The organism is uncultured Sneathiella sp. (assembly GCF_963976355.1).
Classification (GTDB): Bacteria; Pseudomonadota; Alphaproteobacteria; order Sneathiellales; family Sneathiellaceae; genus Sneathiella.
Window position 1 is genome coordinate 1 of sequence record NZ_CAXBKA010000011.1, and the last position, 16,614, is coordinate 16,614.

The following is a 16,614-nucleotide window of genomic DNA, read 5'->3' on the forward strand; positions in this document are numbered from 1 at the left end:
CTGTTGAGCAACAGGGAGCTGCTACACTCGAGATCACTCGCAACGTCCAAGAAGCTGCTGGGGGGACCACCGAAGTCACTAGTAGTATTATTAGTGTGAATGAAGCTGCGGTTTCGACAGGTGGGGCAGCTGAACAAGTATTAGATGCTTCGGGCAGTTTGTTACATGAAACAGACAAACTGCGTGAGAAAGTGCAAGCATTCCTGAGTTCTGTTCGAGCAGTCTAACTGTCAAACATCCTTTCGAAGTGTCAGAGCCGAGATAAATGTTATTTGAGTGATATCCGTTGCTTGTGATTCATTTGTCTTTGTCATGGAAATGGCGGGGCGAGCGCCCTCGACTTACCTTCAATCAGTTCCGTGCGCAGTGCTGTCGGTAATGATAAAATCAGTGTGAAATATCGCTTTGTGATTGATACCGCGTCGCTGACGCAATGATTAGCTGACGGTAGTTTAAAATACGAAACCTTCAGTGAGCTTGGGAAGAGGGGGAACTCCTTAGTTCCCCCTCAACGGCGCACATGCTTGCGGTCCAACCAAGTTTTTTTCTATGACGCAAAGCGATTTTTGTCCTTCGTGTCTTGATCCGCAATTGAGCCGAGGGCTTTTTGCGCCGTATGCAGATACAGTGCTGGCTCCCGGTAAACCGCATTGCTGGTTTCTGCCTGACGAAGATCCAGGAGGAGGGTTTCAATACGCCGGGTCAGGTCATTGTGATTTATAACCATGTCTATCTCCAAAGATGTGAGGGATTGCCCCCGAGACGTTCCACCGGCCTTGATGTCGGCCGGCCCCGGAAATTCTAGTCCGCATGAATGAAAGAATTTTTCGTTATTGCCGATGCGCTGACCGAATCTGATTCTTTTCGGGGGAGGCAGGAATTAGATCCCACACAGGACGCAGCTTCTCTGTCCTTCCAAAGCACTTCACACGTAAGCCACTTCCCAGCATGTGTTATCCCCAAAAACACCGCTACAAGTGTTTGATTGATGCTACGCTCTTTCACCAGATGGGAGATCGGGTTCGGCCAATGGAAAAGTTTCTTGCCGTACATGACAGAAAGCCGATGATCAATCCGGTTCTAGTCTTACCCACACAATCACGAAATGCGAGACGTCCCAGAAAATGCCTTCTAAAAACCAGAAGCGTGCAGAACATACGCAGCAAAACCCAGGGCGCAACGGGCGACGCACAACCAAAGCATCCGGTCCGCATCCGATCGATCTTCATGTTGGAAGAAGATTCAGGGAATTACGCATGCTAAAAGGCATGGGACAGGCTGAAATTGCCACGCTTATTGGTACTACGTTCCAACAAGTTCAAAAGTACGAACGTGGCGCCAACCGGATCAGCGCTTCGCGCCTATACGACATCGCAGAGGCTCTAGGGGTACCGGTGAGCTATTTCTTTGACCTATTGCCACCAGATCTGACCGACACATCAATCCACGAACGTCTTGAAACCGTCACCCGTTCCGTCGTCTCGCGCGAAGACCCGATGCAGCGCCGTGAAACGCTGGAGCTGGTTCGAAGCTATTACGGCATCGAAGATGAAATATTGCGCAGCCGGATATTCGAGCTGATCAAAGCCGCATCAAGCTACAATATGCGGAAATCCGAAAAATAGGCATCACCATTGTAGAAGCAATATGAATAAAAAAGCGGCGCAACCGGAGTCACCCGCTCTTAATCTCTTGCCGCGAGGTTTTCTCGCTGCCGGACAGTTTCTTGAGAAGCTAATAAGGTAATATCCCAAACACTAACACATCAATTTTGATATATTAACTAGGGTTTTTAACATTAACGTATCAATGTTGATATATTAAATCGGGTGTCTAATAGCTTGTCAGAGCGCCTGCAGAATCGTTGTCAGATACCTACCCGTCAAAGCCTCGTTGCTCGGATGCGGCTTGCTGGCATTTAATCATCATCGAATATCGGAGCGGTATCATCGAAACCTCTCCAAACAGGCGGTTCACTCTTGCCACGAACACGCTGGCGATCCGCAATCGGTCGAGCACGACGTGGCGCAAACGGACTGTCACGTGGTTCCGGAATATAGGCTGCCATTGCCTCAACTAGGTTCATTGCCTTGAGAACGCGCAAGAATGTATCGAGTGTGGCGCCCTTGCCATTGAGCAATCGGCTGAGGGTTGGAACAGATATACCGGCTTCATCGGCGAGTTCCTGCTGGGTAAGTTCAAGATGAATGCGATATCGATTCAGTCGTTCTGAAATATCCTGATGAATCTGATGGGTGGAAGCGATCTGGTAGTCAAGTTTAGACATGATCCGGTTTCCTGTGACAGTTTGCATCACGACAAGCCGAGCTTTCAAAGCTATGTTTTACACACTGCCAATACCCTGCTCAAAAGATCAGTCTCCCACCAGCAGAGATAAATTAAAATCAGACGGCATTCCAAAATGATATGCCGACCTACAAGGGGTTGGAGCCAAATGATACTCATTTCCTTGACCGCAAAATCAGGCTGATTTGATGAATATAATTTTCTTTTCAATCACTTAAAAACATAGTCTCATATTTTATTTTCCAGTCTCATAATTTGTTTACATTTACACAAAAGCTGTGTATTTCAATAAATTGGACAGTCAGTCTCATATTTTGTGCACATTTCCGAGGATTGCAATGAGTCTCACATTAGTAGCTTCTGGTGTGTTGTCGCTGGGTAAAGCCTCATCTACTGCCATTAATTCGCACATTTAATTGCACGTTTTCGCAGTTTTTATTCTTCATTCGCATATTTAAGTAAACTTTACACCAAGGACTGTCAGGAGGCGGTGAACGGCTTCAGGTGATACGAAAAGCGATTACGATCGGAACCAGACTGAGCAAGACAGCAATTCCTATCAGCAAAAGACCTATTGCCTTGTTCAGCGCCCTATCGATCAGATCAGGAGCAATCGCATCAAGCTTTGCTTCAATAAGGTCAGCACTCCGGTTGAAACGGGCCAGATAGTGTTCCAGAAAATCATCAAAGGAAGAACCATTATGCTTGCTCATTTTTCAAGTTCCTTCTTGCGCCTTACCATTGGATATCGATGTTAACGGCATGAGGCTGGAAGTCCTGTTGTCCTGAACATTTATTTGGCTGATGTCGGCACAATGATAACAGTGTAAGCGCCCATCTTGGGTGACTTGCCGGTAATTTTGAGTCCATCAGTCGTTGACGAGTACGTCTGCCAGTCTTCTGAAAAATCCAGATGATAATCGTCACTGGTCAATTTATCTGTTTCATCCAAATGGATCTTTCCATGACTCATCGTGTCCACATCCATTCGCGCAGACGTATTATCACTCACCGTGCCGTGCTTTGACGTATATGTGACAATGCAATTGAACATCGGATTATTGTTGTCAATCCCGTCCATCTTGAAGAGCCGTGATTTGAATTTATCAAGAGACATTTGACTCTCCCATCAATCTATTTCGGCATTGGTTTGGATTGGCTCATTAGCTTGGCAAATGTGTCCGGCGGGTTTCCAGAATTCAGCATGCCCTTGAAAACAGCATAAGCATCTGTTTTTGCCCCGCTTTGACGTAACGTGTTCTCGTCGTTTACCCAGACATAGACAATTGTTTTTGATCGACTGTCATAACGGAAGAACAGGCGAAACCGGCCAAAGAACTTGGCGCGGCGCCAATGTTTGTACGCGCTTGATAAGGTCTTTCCCTGACGGAACTCTGGGCCGCCTGGATTATTGGGTATGATCTCATAGATCAACCTGGAGATCGCAGTATACAGCTTCGCATTTGCATTGGTCGGAGGAACCCCAGTCTGAGCGACCTTAAGCTTCTGCATCTGATCGATGATCAGGGGATGGAAAAGAACTTTCCATCCATTCACCTCGGTCAAAGTCACCTTGCTCAAAGCGCAACATCACCCTCAATGACCTCATCGAAATCGACATCCTGCGTCGCCGCTGCCTGCATGCTTCGCTCAAGCGCGACCGGCATGGCATAGATATTCCCATTTGCGATATCTGCCTCCAGAAGATCAAGAAAAGCCGCAATCGCAGGGTCACTGTGGACAGTTTCTTGCTTTCTGATCTGCAAAATGGATCCCTCATCTGAGTTGAATGAGCAAACCAGTCGCGCGCCCTTCGTAACGCCCAGGGCATCACGCAAAGGCTTCGGGAGCGTGAACTGCCCCTTGGATGTTACCGTTGCAATTTCTTCAAGCACTGCCATTTACACATACCTCAACAGGTAAGAAATATTCCTTACTCATCCGCTCAATTTACGCTTAATGACACAACCGTCAATAAGAAATTGTGTATTTTATTACACATTTCGCCGTCACACCTTTGGCACGACCAGACGCAAAGGGCTGGTTTTCAAGGGCTTGAGATTGGTGCGTGTGGGGCCGCCTGCCGGATCTTCGAGATTTATGTGCGCACTGTTTCCATCATCGGATCGGCGGCATCTTCCGAGCAACTGGCGTGACTCGGGGGCTGGCATCTCGACAAGACACCAAAGCCCGATCAGACGTTCGGGCATTTGAGCCAAAGGATCAGCTTCCTCAAAGAAAAGACGATCTCCCGGTTGCCAGCCCCCGGCACAGCCATCTTCCCCGATCTCGATGACATGCCAACGCCCACCTGTCAGATACACGGGAAGATCGGGACGATTTTGCCCTTCACCGTCTTCCAGACCATTCGCGCCGAGTATCTGATGGCAGAGAATTTGGCTGTCTGACGCCCCGGCACCGAATCCAGTATGGAACGGAATGCCCAGAACATGGCAAATAGCTTGCCAGCGATCGACAGACGGCATTTTGCCATAGCCGATTGCGCGCAATGCGTCCCTCTTGCCTGTAGCAAGCATTGATGCCTTGTGCTGCGAAAGCCCTGTACGCCTAAGCCCTTGGTCCACAAGGTTTTGTATTTCATCAATTGTAAGATTACGCACCATTTCGAAACCATAGCCGGACCAACTTGCAATGCCTATTGGGACAATAGAAGTTGACTGTTGGGTTTTTAGTCCCCATCATTGGAACAATCAGTAACCACGGATGGGGCTGCACAGTGCACACGCGATCAAGTCCATTATCAGACCTGCCCATATCCGAGCTGGAAAGCCTGATCGCGGCATCTTTGCGTGATCGGCGCGAAAAGCTCGGGCTTTCCCAGCGAGATCTCGCACACGCACTTGCCGAGTTTAACATCCCGGCGTCGCGTTCCATCATCAATAAATACGAGCGTGGTCCTGGAACGAAAGGTTCCAAGATATCGTTTGTTGCCGGGCGCGCATTGGGGGTCATTCTCTTTGAAAGTGAAACCGGGTTGCTCGATTCTGTCGATATTGAGGATTCGGACGATTCGAATCCCCAAAATCATCCGCCTGACATCTCTAAACCGCCTAACCCGTTATAAGTATCGGGCGTTTCAATCGTGCTCAAGTTCTCGCAACCACAAGGGAACCGCAGGGATACAGCGAAGAAACAGTAGAACATTTCATTATCAATCATCCAATTCCGCCCATTACGTCTTGCAACACAATATTCATTTCGCTATGCCTATACTTCTGCAAGAGAGAGGTGTCTCATGAAAGCCAGACCAACGATGCCCAAGCCAGATCGACTATCCCATCAATTGGCAACGCTTTCGCCAATCATGGCAAGGCGGGCACGCATCGCTATTCTCGACTGGTCTTACAAGCAAACTTCAGAAGCCTGTACTGCGTGGCGCCAAGCCCGTAATCCAGCGGATAAAGGCCTTGATTATCGCACGATCGTTAAAATTGAGAATGGCCAACTGGTTGGTGAGAATATCGCCCTGCATCTGCGCAAAACATATGAAGAAGCCGGTGTGATTTTTACCGACACCGATGTCTGCGATCAGACGCGCGAGCAAAGATCGCTTAAAATCAATGGTTACAAGCCGCTTGCCGGACACATTCATCAGTCTGTTGACCGACGCCTCAAGGAAGTCCTTTCCAACGCCGACAGCTCGATCAGCGCTGCACAGTTGATGAGCCGGATTGTTGAGCAGGGATTGCGGATCGTGACACCAAATGAGCCGCGCCCATGACAACGCTTGAAGATATCAAGGACCGGCTTAACCAGGACCCGACCAGCGCCCTGACGTGGTTAATGCCCAACGGCCGGATGATCCGCCATCAATTTTGCTGCGGCGATGTTTTCGGCAAAGCCCCCTCTCCCAAAAAGGATGGCTCTTTCAAGTTCAATTGCAAGAAACTTGTTGGCAAGGATTATGCGTCTGGTGATCGGGGACTGCGCGGAATCTATGATGTTTTCGTCGCTTACTCAGATGGCAACCAGACAGAAGCCATCAAGCTGGCAAGAGATTTTCTTAAACTGCCCGTCAGCGAACGGCCACAAGCCGTTCAAGGACACGAGCACGGCAGACGGAGGCGGGGGGATGGCCCAGAGACACCCATCGAGGTTATTGAGGTCATCACCCCTGCCCCGGAAACAAGCCCCACCATTCCAGAACGCCATCGCCATGCTGTGAAAGGCATTTGGCCCTGGCGCAAAGCATCTGGCGAGATCCTTGGCTATTCCTACCGTCTGGAATTCAAGGACAAGGAAACAGGTGAGTTTAAGAAAATCCCTTTACCCCTGACATGGTGCAAACTGCGCAACAGGAAAACTGGCCTGCAATGGGAAGCCTGGCATAATGCAGGCCTCCCCCAGCCTCAGCCCCTGTTTGACGCCCCGACTCTGCTACAGGCCTCACGCATTCTGCTGGTTGAAGGTGAAACAACCCGTGAAGCTGCCCAAGCCATGATAGCACGCCAGACAGGGCCCTTAGCAGGCTTTGACATGGCAACAACATGGTATGGAGGGGTCGAGAGGATTGCTCACGTGGACTGGTCTCCCCTGACATCACAATCGAACACCCCCAAGGTGGTTATAGGATGGCCAGACGCCGATGATGTTAACAGCAAGCTGTATCGACCGGGAATGCTGGCCATGGAGAAGATTGGGAAATTGCTGTCTCAGCTTTCCCCATGGCCAGAGTTCTATGTCGCTGATCCACAGCGCACATGGAGGTCTGTGAGCGAGACTCCCTTACCAAAGGGCTGGGATCTCGCGGACCCTATACCAGCCCCGGGCACGGATGCCTGGATCACGGAAACCATCACGACTGTCGAGAGGTATCTATGAGCCCTTAAAAGCAAAGGCCCCGCTTTTCAGCGGGGCCTAGAAATCCAAGAAAAGAGCGGCAACTCTTTCAACAGACCAGTCTTCTGCTGGTGCTGAATGTTGGGTCTTTGCTTATTCGCCAGACAGAAGTTTTTGTCTGAACGAACTTGCTCGCCTTCATTTCAGCGGCACAAGCCCGGCTTGTTTGGTGTTGACCGTCCCCGTTGCTGCGAGAAGCGACCGAACATGCCTGAGTATATAGGGCGTGAACGGTAGAGATCAACCCCTAATATATGACTGAGGCACTATAAAATGAAAACAGTTCACGCACCTTCCACATCGGCCGTTAACAGATTTAGCTGGCTGCAGGCAAATGTGTTCAAGGCAGAAGAGTTATCTGCATCTGCTCGACTGGTCGCTTGCGTCCTGGTGAGTTTCGTAAATGACAAGACATTGGCTTGCTTTCCCAAATTGTCGACCATCGCCGCAGCAGCCCAGCTAAACGAGCGTACTGTTCGAAATGCAATCAATGAGCTGATCAATTGCAAATTGGTCAAAAAGAATTCACACGCTACTGGCTTTATGCGGAACCGTAATACCTACGAGCTGCTCGGTGTTGACAGCAAGGTACCCCCCAAAGAACAGGTTCAAGCAGGTGCAAAGCCAAAAGCGGGTGTGAATTCCGGTTCTAAAGCGGCAACAGATACCGGTTCTGCACCGGTATCAGATTCCGGTTCCTTCTTTAAGAACACGGATATAAGGAATACGGATGGAAGGACAACGCCCGCCGACAACATTGACACTGCTGGCGACATTTCAGAACAACAGCTGATTGAAGTGGTGACAAAACGCTGGCAGCAGCTGTCACGGGACCCATGGACCAACGCCAGCGCCCGGCAACATGTCGATATCGCCGTCAGCCGTGCCGGCATCGATGCGGTCAACGACAGACTGAACGAGGTCTCCAGTGGCAATCGAACCCTGCCCCGAACAGCTCTTTTGGACATTTTGCAAGCAATAGGTACAACCCAAGCAGCTCCCCAGCCGGGCGATAGTGTGGAATTGCTCGGCAATGTTCCGGATGTCTGGGCATCGATCGCGCAAGACTTCGCTCGCCATCCTTTGCTCGACTGCCCCCTTCCCTTCTCCTGGTTGAAACAGATCACTGCGTGCATCGGCGATGGGCTCATCGAACTTACGCCACAATCCCCGTTGGTCCGCGATCAGTTGCGCAACCGCTTCCACGAACTTCTCTCCTCCTGTTGCCGCAAACACGGCCTGCAGCTGACCGTGGCGCCATAGTCACAAAGGACCCTCATGATGATCAAAACATCTATCAGGAATGCTGTTACCGCCGAGGTTTCGCCTTTGCCGCCACTGGTTGAACTTGCCCTTTATCACCTCAAAAACGGCCTGATCGTTATGGTAATGTTTATGCTGGCTGATCTCGCTGGTGTTCGGTTTGGATTTGCGGCTCCTCTGCTGTGCTGGCTTGCACTGACCGCTATACAGGTTTGGGCAGATCTTCATCACTTCGAACCCATCACGTTAAAAGGGTATCAGGCGCTCAAGAACTGGACGGGTTGGGACCCACGGCAGGTTGACCGAGTGATCGAACGTAGAATTGCTCCGGTTTGTGATGCGCTCAATCAACTTTCTGGCAGTGAGACCCTGTATTCGTGCCAGGGACATCTGCGTCCGTATTTCTCCGGTGTAAAGCCTGAATTTCAGAGGACCGGGCCCTATGTGATGTTCAGATCCGAGAACCCCAGCCAAATGCAGCAGTTTTCGAACTTTCTACACTCAGATGATCTGAATAACTGCTGGTCACTGACCGGATCCTTCAGGCCCATTTTTGCTAACGATCAGGATCCTGGCGGTGACTTTGTCTGGACGCTGCGCTGTCAGACGTCATTTGGCGAGATTTGGCAACAACGTCGCAAAATCGACCAGGACATCGCCACCATCACCCTCTTTTTGAGGCAGATGACGACAGTTCCTGTCGAACCCATAACTCCAAGCAACATGTAATGGAGATTGCAATGCATTATCTATCCAGCCTCACCAAAGGCCTGACCAGGACTTTTTTCAAAGCCAAAGAGGAGATACACCCTTACGCGCCAAATTGGCTTATCGCACTGTTGATCTCCCTTCCTGTAGCTACCGTTTTGCTGCTCGGCATCAATGACGCAATGGGCCAGAAATCTATGTGGCTTTTGCTCATCCCGGGCTGGTTGTCACTCGGTATCTGGGTTTTACTGATCTGTACCCTGGGCTGCTATCGGCACCGACATATGATGGCGCATGGTAAAGAGGAAACTATCGAGCTGATTTACTTCGGCAAAGTAGTGGGATCCATGACAGCAGCTCAACTCGCCGAAATCGAACTTGGCCACCTTCGAGATACAAGAAAGTGGATTGGCGACCTCGTCAGTGTGATCGCCCCAGGAATACGCTACGCAATCTTCCTTCCTCTCAGGACCCTTACAATGACGGCACTGATCACCTTCGCACTCTTTTACTTCGGCGAAGCCAGCTTGGAAGAACTGACTGATCCCGAGATGATCGACAAATTGCTGGCATTTGGTTTTGGTGTGACGCTGTTTGCGTCCTTCTGCGCCCTCGCCTTTAATGTGTTTCGAGTACAGATACATGAGGATCTGCCAAGACGGCGCAAGATAATGGCTGGGGCGGGCGTGGTAGGCTACGATCCGAAGGATATCCTGATCGCCCCAAAGCAGGCTCTGGAAACAGAAGATATTTCAAATAGTCAGCCGGCATAATTCCACAACCATCCTTTTATGAGACTGAAATGAAATAGCCCCGGGATGATGCCCGGGGATCTTGTTTTTGGATCAAGGGAATGACGGCCCGGTATCTTCTGGCTCAGGCTCCGGCGGGCCTTTTTTCATTTTTAGCTGCTCTTGGATCCATGCGAACATTTCCTCAATGGAATCAAACCGGCAGGTAGGGTAATCATCAAGGTAGCAGCAAGAAAGCCGGGAACCCTCGAACTTGAGGACAATGATAAACCCTCGATACGCAATTCTATGCAAAGTGACAGGAGCAAACTCTCTAGGAGGATCTTCAGCTTGTACGTCTAAATACCGAAAGTCCGCCGTATCCTTAGCAAGGGAAGAAAAGACTTGCTGCCATATCTCCAACTCACCCGGTCTCCTATTGCCTTGCGATACCAGAAGCTCTCTCGCCGCCTGATATAAATTCGCCAGATCGATCATTTGTTTCTCCATTGTTTGAGATGGTCTTGGTTACTGAACCATTCTACCGACCGGCCGCGTTACCTACTTTAGAAAATCGGGTTGTCGGCCAGCCAAACACATCATTGATCGACTGTATGCAAGAGACGGGGTGAAAACTCAGAACTGCTGCGTCTTCATATCAATGATGAGAACAGCGCCATCGACTGGCTCCACATGAACTATTCCAGACAGGTAGAAGCGAAGACTATCTACCTTTGCCCCTTGCATAAAGAAGTCGATCGCACCCTCAATTCCACCCTTCCGATTTGCAAGGGCCATGGAAACAAGACAAGATATTCCTGTTCGCATGTGAGAGCGGGTCTGCAGGAGCGTCGCTTGGGTGATTCCATCGACGACACATCTGAGGCCTGGAATTCTTAAAACGTGATTGAATAGTTCCCTCTGTTTGTCTTCATCCTCATGAAGATGACTGACAAAGGCACCATCCCCCCTGAGCCATTCTGCGTGATCCCCTTCCGGAGCGAGGATATAGGCAGGCTTCATGTTGGGCCAACTAAGTCTGATCAGCTCGATCAGCATGGCACAATTGGCATCCGGGTCTGATCCACAAACAAGAACGTTGCCGGGGTGCATCACGAGCTCTTCAAGTAACCTTTCCTGTGCCTCATTCACACTTACCGGTAACGGCACGGAATAACTGGCATCAGAATTGCAACCTATTAACTTAAGAACGTTCTGGCGAAACAGGTTCTCAGGAACAGCCAATCCGAATTCGATCATGCGATGCCGAAAACCGACATCCGAGATCTCCCTGACGTCACGATCTGTGCTCTCAAGAAGTGCGGCATGACTTTTGCAACCAAATCCCCGGGCAATCGCTTCATCAAGCCAACCCGTTTTCGCCCCAGACAAAAATGGAGATGCACGCAGCTGTTGTCGGAGATCTCGGCGAAAGTCGATATCGGTGATTTTGCTGGAAAGGAGACGGAGGACCTGGTCATTCATCGCTAACCTCTTTTGTTTAACCGTCTGGCTGACTGCAGATTACCAACCCGACAAACAAAACAGGTGGATAGGCGATGGTAGATCAGATATGCGCGGCTTCAGCTCTGCAGCAGGCTCGGACCGGGTCCCTCTGATTTGATAGCCCACTTAAACGACGTTTGCCAGTCGTTTCTAATCAGGGAATTTGATGACGTATTAAACTGGAAAGACATGAAAAGCTGGAACGATGTTTCCAGCGTTTTACGTCACATCGGCAGGACGACTGCATTTAGCCAATCAATGACAGACTGGTAAAGCTCTATTGCCTTATGGATAACCGTGTCATAGCCGAACAGGCCAACGGCTGTTAACGCTCCTGCAGCGCTTGTTCCCAACGCCGCTGCCATGGCTTTGAGAAATGCATCCAATGTCATGTCCAGCTTTTGGGCCACCCATTTACCGATCGACTGGATGGCACGCGCTGCACTTGACACCTTACGGACGTCCGGCTGCTCATTGCGAAGTTCAGCGTTGAGCTCTTCGTTGATGGTCTCAACCGCTTCCTTCAGTTGCTCACTGTGCTCTTCGTCAAGCGTGACCTCTGCAGGTGGCTGGTTATGGCCGATGCCACCATGCTTGGCTTTCGTTGTCGCGGGTTTAGCAAGAAGTGCTTGCAGATCTGCAGCATGGGCCAGTGTCGATCGACGAACAGCCCGTTCATAGGTCGTCCCGAAGGATGTGCGGACCCCACGCGCGAGCCTGGCATCGATTTGAGCATGATCGGCGATCGGATCCCTCTTGCCGAACGGATCTGTTACCGGCTCGCCGAAAGGAAGGCCCAGTTCGGCGGGATCAAGGGCCCGGCGGTCGCCAGCCACCAACCCCGCCCGGTCCGGGTGGTAAGGGCCTGGCCCCCATTCTGAACCTGCGAAAGCTTTCACTTTCGCAATGACGTCGGAAATGGCGTCCGGATCTGCAATTTCGACGAATTCGTTAAAAATTGCGTCTTCGGCTTTGTATGTCCGGCGCAGATGAAAAGCATCTTCAAGCTGATTTACCGGATCAGACACGTCGTCGGAAAGCGCTTCAAACAACTGATAGAACCAATGTTCGATCAGCTGCTCTTGTCTTTGTCGCGAAAGATTGCGGACTTCGGAGGGGGATAGTCTTGCATCCTTATCCCAGGGTGCCGCGTAAAAGCCACCCTCCCTTATCGTTGGGGAACCAACCGGGCTTCGCTCAAAGCCGGCATTGAAATCAAAGAAGCGATCATCCAGAGAGGCTGCTGCTTCCCTGTCATAAGCAATTTGATCCGGATGATTGGAGCCTGGTGCCCATTCAAGCGTCCCGTCGCTTTCAACGAAGTCGGTTGCCGCTTCAATTATGTCTTCATCTACATAATCGCTGAATTCGGCTTCAATCTGCTCACGCGCATCATAGGGGCCGCCATGGACGTAAAGGTATCCCCCCTCGCGACCATTATATGGCGTTCCGTTGGCCGGATCCTGATGAAGGGAAAAAAACCATTCCGCAATCAACTGCACTTGAGCTTCACGGCCAAGTCTGCGAATACGTGAAGGCGTCACTGGGGGATGATCGGCGCCAAGCGGATGGTCATATCTCTTACCAACAGGCCGTGCCATCTGTTACCGGGGCCTCCCGCCATTCACCTTGCGGAAGTCCGAAGTCGTCCGAACCAGATGATAAAGCTCCGGATCCATCCAGCCACAAATCTCCTCGATCAAATCGTTTATGGCAACGGGGCGCTTAGTGAAAATGATCTCGTGGTGAGCGATTCTATTGCGCATGATTCGAAGATCTTCCAGCTGCTGCCTGGCATAGTTCCGATCAACATTGGCTGGCGCATACGGAAAAACGTTCGACCTGACTCCGCCGGTCCAAAGGAACTGATCACAATTATGGTTAAAGAGCTTCACCCAAAAACCAAACATCATTTGAGAGATAATACAATCCGCGGTAACCGCTCTTCCCACAGTTCTTCGATTGAGCTTGTTTCTCGTTTTCTCGATATCCCACTGTGGCTTGGCGGGAAATCCGGGAATCGGGTTTACCCCGTTTAACCAGGATCGCTGACCTGTAGACAGGATAGGCCAGCTCACATTCGTTCTGGCATTCAGAAGGTCTGACAGGCGATTACGCAGAGCCACTTCTAAAAAATGAAATGGCATCAACAGGCTTTCACTAAGAATAATATTCCAGCGATACAAGCAAAAGGCCAGTTCCGGATCGCCTTTGGCTTCCCGGATATAGACAGCCATTCTTGGCGCAGACAGAAGGTCTTTCAAACCTTGCGCTTGAGCGAAAACAAAGTCCTGCCCGTTCCCGTCCACCAGATATGGACCAGCCTGTCTTGAAAAATTCATATCCCCGCCTTTCTGCTATCTCAGATAGATCAGCAGAACAGCAAGTTCATTGCAAGCTAATGTGGAAAACGGTAAATAACAAAAAGAAAGGCGGCGCAGCCGAAGCCACCCGCCTTAATTCTTTTGCCGCAGGGTTTTCTCGCTTGCGCGAGGGAACTGATCCTGCAACTCACAAGAATTGTTGTAACTGCAATTGACAAAACCGTCAATAAAAACGCACGACAAACGACACAAATTTTAGTGAACGCAATTTTGCTCACACCGCGCGCACGAAAACGTCGTTAATTTTCACACGTATATCGGCTCCAACAATTGCACGTTCGTTGCGCAAACATTGCAAGTTCATGATGGTTGGATAGAACAAAAGAAAACCGGCCTGCAGTTACCTGCAAACCGGCTTCCTTTTGATATCTTTGACTGCGGGGTTATACTCGAGAGCGCACTCAAGAGCGAACGATCCCTCAGCTCACAAGTATTGTTTTAACTGCAATTGACAAAATCGTCAATAAAATCGCACGACAAACGACGCACCTTTTTGTGAATGTAAATGTGTTCACAATCAACGCACGAAAACGTCGTCATTTTTCGCACATGAATCAGTGCCGAAAATTGCACGCACGTTGCGCAGTGGGCGACGCTCGATAAGCTCGGAGAGCTTGATCTGCTACTTGCGAATGTCCTCGGTCACATTGAAATAGAAGCCACTTCGTAAGCGCCACCCGCTTGCAGTCGGGTCTTTGCGCTTCCTGTGGCCGTCGAGAAATTGGTATTCAACGGTAATCTTGAGAAATTCAGTCACCTTTCTCCTGATCTCTGGGTGGCCAGACACACCGTGATTTTTACGCTTTCTGGCAATTCACCGCACCTTCCCTAATGCTTGTGCAATCTCATCGCGAGCAGACCGGCGCACCGCCCTCCCCTGCCCTTCCTGCGTGGCGGTATCGATTAGAGCAACTTTCGATCTGGCAGCGATCAAGCTTGCCTGCAGGACGCCCGCCTCTTTGAGCAAGACCAACAAGCGCATATGCTGAACATCATCATGAGAAACCCGGTGAATTTCCTTTTTCCACTTTGACACCACTGACGGATTTTTCTTCAGCAGCATGGCCAATGTGCGCAACCAACCGCGCTCCATACCATCATTGAGCGTAAGCCCAATGGCCAACAGCTCATCGGCTGTAATGCTGTATGCATTTTCAGATACGGATTTTTCGACCGTCATTTCACCATGCCTCAGTCACTTTCTACTTGGCACTATAATGCCTCAGGCACTAATAGCAATTGATAATGATGACTGAGGCACTTTATTTGTTGACCGCAAAGAAATGCGATGACTGTCATCCTGTATATGAGCGATAACCGTTATCGTATATGCAACCGATAACGGTTATCTATAAAGAGTATGTTAACTGTTATCGGAAATACTCTATCCCCAGGAACCTCGAGCGGGTTGAAAAGACAAGCATCATGCGTTCATGTTCCCGGTGTTCGGGAGTTAAACAGGTTTTCGATGACGGCTATCGGATAGCAAGGAATTTAAATCTGCTAGATCAACTGATAACGGTCATCGAACAAATATATGTTAACAGTTATCGCCTTGTTATTTGATGTCTGTTATCGTATAAATATGCGATAACTGTTTTCGCTTAAGATATCTAACAGTCATCGGACACAATTCAGATGACTGTTATCCTCATTTTACGGAGATGGCCAAATGGCAGAGCTAGGAAAGATTGTCGCTGTTGCTAGTTCAAAAGGTGGCGTTGGGAAATCCTCTTACATAATGGCCATAGCTTCTGCATTGGCAAAAAGTGGCCTGAATGTCGGAATTCTTGACAATGATCCCAACCAACCCGTCATAGAGTGGTTGTCGGAAAATCCGGTAGAAAACATCACCGCGACACCAAAAGTTTCCGACACCGAAGTCTTCGATACTCTCGATAAAATGCGAGAGATACACGATATTGTTCTCGCTGACATGGAAGGTTCAGCAAACCTCGGCGTGGCAATGGCAATCGCTAGTGCAGACCTCGTCATTGTCCCAAGCCAAGGATCGAGCCTTGACCACAAAGAAGCCGCGAAAACCCTTGGATTGATAAGAAGTCAATCTAAGCTTCAGCGGCGCGAAATTCCTTTCCGTATTCTGTTCACACGCACCAGCCAAGCTATTACACCACGATCACTCCGTAAGGCATACGAGCAGCTCCGCGAACGGAAACTTCCGTTCATGAAAGCCGAATTCAACAATCTGGAAGCTTTCAAGGTGTTCGTAGGGGAGGGTCGATCAATTTACAGTCTGACGGATGAAGAAGCGCCAAACCTCAAAGGTGCACTCAAAGTCCTCCACGCTCTTGCTGCGGAGCTGATCGCTGTTCTTAAAGACCCGTCATATGGCTCGGAAACTGATGAGGCGACAGACGCTGCGAAGGCAACCGCGGACGCAAAGGAGTAAACTAATGGCCAAAGACCCATTCGAAGTGCTCGATGACGAAGACGGGTTCGCCCTTGATGTGTCCGCGCTTCGGCGCACTGACACCCCAACCTCTCAGCCTGCATCCAGCGCAAGTGCCGTGGCGCCTGTGCGCATAAAACCTTCCACGGCAGATATAGCACGAGAAGCAGCGAAAGACGGGTTCACATCACGAGACGGCACCGGAAAGATAGATGGTCGGTCTTTGCGCCGTAGTGGACGCACAGCACTTCTCTCAGTTCGTGTCACGCCGGATTGCAAGCAATTGATAGACGATATCGTTGCATCGCGTGGAAAGGGCGCTAAAGCAGGGGAGCTTCTGAGCGAGATGCTTCAGCTCTGGGTCGAAACGAAGGGCGAAGGATGGCAAATCGCAAAACTGACCGAACTCGATATTCACGGCCAGTCTCGCGATTGACTGGTCAGA

Annotated in this window: 22 protein-coding genes; 10 read left to right on the top strand and 12 right to left on the bottom strand. The window is 50.0% G+C overall.

What is annotated here, in order from left to right; genetic code table 11:
* Positions 1–227, top strand: a 227-nt coding sequence (locus AAC599_RS18365) for a hypothetical protein (protein WP_340151861.1), incomplete at its 5' end; no start/stop codon positions are given.
* A gap of 320 nt (positions 228–547) precedes the next feature.
* Here the strand turns inward: AAC599_RS18365 and AAC599_RS18370 are convergent.
* Complete coding sequence (locus tag AAC599_RS18370; protein ID WP_340151862.1) at positions 548–727, bottom strand: hypothetical protein; 180 nt, start codon at positions 725–727, stop codon at positions 548–550.
* A 397-nt stretch (positions 728–1,124) separates the two neighbouring features.
* Between AAC599_RS18370 and AAC599_RS18375 the strand changes: the two genes are divergently transcribed.
* A complete protein-coding gene (locus AAC599_RS18375; RefSeq protein ID WP_340151863.1) occupies positions 1,125–1,625 on the top strand; it encodes a helix-turn-helix transcriptional regulator in 501 nt (166 codons plus the stop codon).
* A 293-nt stretch (positions 1,626–1,918) separates the two neighbouring features.
* Here the strand turns inward: AAC599_RS18375 and AAC599_RS18380 are convergent, their stop codons facing one another.
* The 6 genes from AAC599_RS18380 to AAC599_RS18405 all read right to left on the bottom strand — a co-directional run bounded on the left by AAC599_RS18380 (position 1,919) and on the right by AAC599_RS18405 (position 4,844).
* On the bottom strand, positions 1,919–2,287 hold the full coding sequence (locus AAC599_RS18380) for a helix-turn-helix transcriptional regulator (RefSeq protein ID WP_340151864.1): 369 nt from the start codon (positions 2,285–2,287) through the stop codon (positions 1,919–1,921).
* 520 nt (positions 2,288–2,807) lie between these two features.
* Positions 2,808–3,020, bottom strand: a complete 213-nt coding sequence (locus AAC599_RS18385) for a hypothetical protein (RefSeq protein WP_340151865.1) — start codon at positions 3,018–3,020, stop codon at positions 2,808–2,810.
* Between the two features lie 80 nt (positions 3,021–3,100).
* Complete coding sequence (locus AAC599_RS18390; protein WP_340151866.1) at positions 3,101–3,424, bottom strand: hypothetical protein; 324 nt, start codon at positions 3,422–3,424, stop codon at positions 3,101–3,103.
* A gap of 17 nt (positions 3,425–3,441) precedes the next feature.
* On the bottom strand, positions 3,442–3,819 hold the full coding sequence (locus AAC599_RS18395) for a type II toxin-antitoxin system YhaV family toxin (RefSeq protein WP_340151959.1): 378 nt from the start codon (positions 3,817–3,819) through the stop codon (positions 3,442–3,444).
* A 65-nt stretch (positions 3,820–3,884) separates the two neighbouring features.
* A complete protein-coding gene (locus tag AAC599_RS18400; RefSeq protein ID WP_340151867.1) occupies positions 3,885–4,208 on the bottom strand; it encodes a type II toxin-antitoxin system PrlF family antitoxin in 324 nt (107 codons plus the stop codon).
* A gap of 108 nt (positions 4,209–4,316) precedes the next feature.
* Positions 4,317–4,844: a hypothetical protein gene (locus AAC599_RS18405; RefSeq protein ID WP_340151868.1), complete on the bottom strand. Its 528-nt coding sequence runs from the start codon at positions 4,842–4,844 to the stop codon at positions 4,317–4,319.
* Between the two features lie 137 nt (positions 4,845–4,981).
* On the opposite strand from AAC599_RS18405, the gene AAC599_RS18410 reads away from it, so the two are divergent.
* The 6 genes from AAC599_RS18410 (at position 4,982) to AAC599_RS18435 (ending at position 9,911) form a co-directional block, all read left to right on the top strand.
* Positions 4,982–5,392, top strand: a complete 411-nt coding sequence (locus AAC599_RS18410) for a hypothetical protein (RefSeq protein WP_340151869.1) — start codon at positions 4,982–4,984, stop codon at positions 5,390–5,392.
* Positions 5,393–5,563: 171 nt separating this feature from the next.
* Positions 5,564–6,049, top strand: coding sequence for a hypothetical protein (locus AAC599_RS18415; protein ID WP_340151870.1), 486 nt, complete (start codon positions 5,564–5,566; stop codon positions 6,047–6,049).
* Positions 6,046–7,149 carry a hypothetical protein gene (locus AAC599_RS18420; RefSeq protein WP_340151871.1) on the top strand — a complete coding sequence of 368 codons (1,104 nt, stop codon included), beginning with the start codon at positions 6,046–6,048 and terminating at the stop codon, positions 7,147–7,149. The genes AAC599_RS18415 and AAC599_RS18420 overlap by 4 nt, the downstream gene beginning before the upstream one ends.
* 291 nt (positions 7,150–7,440) lie before the next feature.
* Complete coding sequence (locus AAC599_RS18425; protein ID WP_340151872.1) at positions 7,441–8,430, top strand: helix-turn-helix domain-containing protein; 990 nt, start codon at positions 7,441–7,443, stop codon at positions 8,428–8,430.
* A gap of 15 nt (positions 8,431–8,445) precedes the next feature.
* Positions 8,446–9,159, top strand: coding sequence for a hypothetical protein (locus AAC599_RS18430; protein WP_340151873.1), 714 nt, complete (start codon positions 8,446–8,448; stop codon positions 9,157–9,159).
* 11 nt (positions 9,160–9,170) lie between these two features.
* Positions 9,171–9,911, top strand: a complete 741-nt coding sequence (locus AAC599_RS18435) for a hypothetical protein (RefSeq protein ID WP_340151874.1) — start codon at positions 9,171–9,173, stop codon at positions 9,909–9,911.
* A gap of 72 nt (positions 9,912–9,983) precedes the next feature.
* On the opposite strand, the gene AAC599_RS18440 is transcribed toward AAC599_RS18435, so the two are convergent.
* From AAC599_RS18440 to AAC599_RS18460, 5 genes are all read right to left on the bottom strand, one after another.
* Complete coding sequence (locus AAC599_RS18440; protein ID WP_340151875.1) at positions 9,984–10,367, bottom strand: hypothetical protein; 384 nt, start codon at positions 10,365–10,367, stop codon at positions 9,984–9,986.
* Positions 10,368–10,505: 138 nt separating this feature from the next.
* Entirely contained in the window at positions 10,506–11,354 is an 849-nt protein-coding gene (locus AAC599_RS18445) for a hypothetical protein (protein ID WP_340151876.1), read from the bottom strand.
* Between the two features lie 245 nt (positions 11,355–11,599).
* Positions 11,600–12,976: a hypothetical protein gene (locus tag AAC599_RS18450; protein WP_340151877.1), complete on the bottom strand. Its 1,377-nt coding sequence runs from the start codon at positions 12,974–12,976 to the stop codon at positions 11,600–11,602.
* 3 nt (positions 12,977–12,979) lie between these two features.
* Positions 12,980–13,717, bottom strand: coding sequence for a hypothetical protein (locus AAC599_RS18455; RefSeq protein ID WP_340151878.1), 738 nt, complete (start codon positions 13,715–13,717; stop codon positions 12,980–12,982).
* Positions 13,718–14,573: 856 nt separating this feature from the next.
* Positions 14,574–14,939: a hypothetical protein gene (locus AAC599_RS18460; protein WP_340151879.1), complete on the bottom strand. Its 366-nt coding sequence runs from the start codon at positions 14,937–14,939 to the stop codon at positions 14,574–14,576.
* A 492-nt stretch (positions 14,940–15,431) separates the two neighbouring features.
* On the opposite strand from AAC599_RS18460, the gene AAC599_RS18465 reads away from it, so the two are divergent.
* Together AAC599_RS18465 and AAC599_RS18470 are read left to right on the top strand one after the other, a co-directional pair.
* Positions 15,432–16,169, top strand: coding sequence for a ParA family protein (locus AAC599_RS18465; protein WP_340151880.1), 738 nt, complete (start codon positions 15,432–15,434; stop codon positions 16,167–16,169).
* Between the two features lie 4 nt (positions 16,170–16,173).
* Positions 16,174–16,605 (top strand): hypothetical protein, encoded by a 432-nt coding sequence (locus AAC599_RS18470; RefSeq protein ID WP_340151881.1) that lies wholly within the window; start codon positions 16,174–16,176, stop codon positions 16,603–16,605.
* Positions 16,606–16,614: the final 9 nt, after the last annotated feature.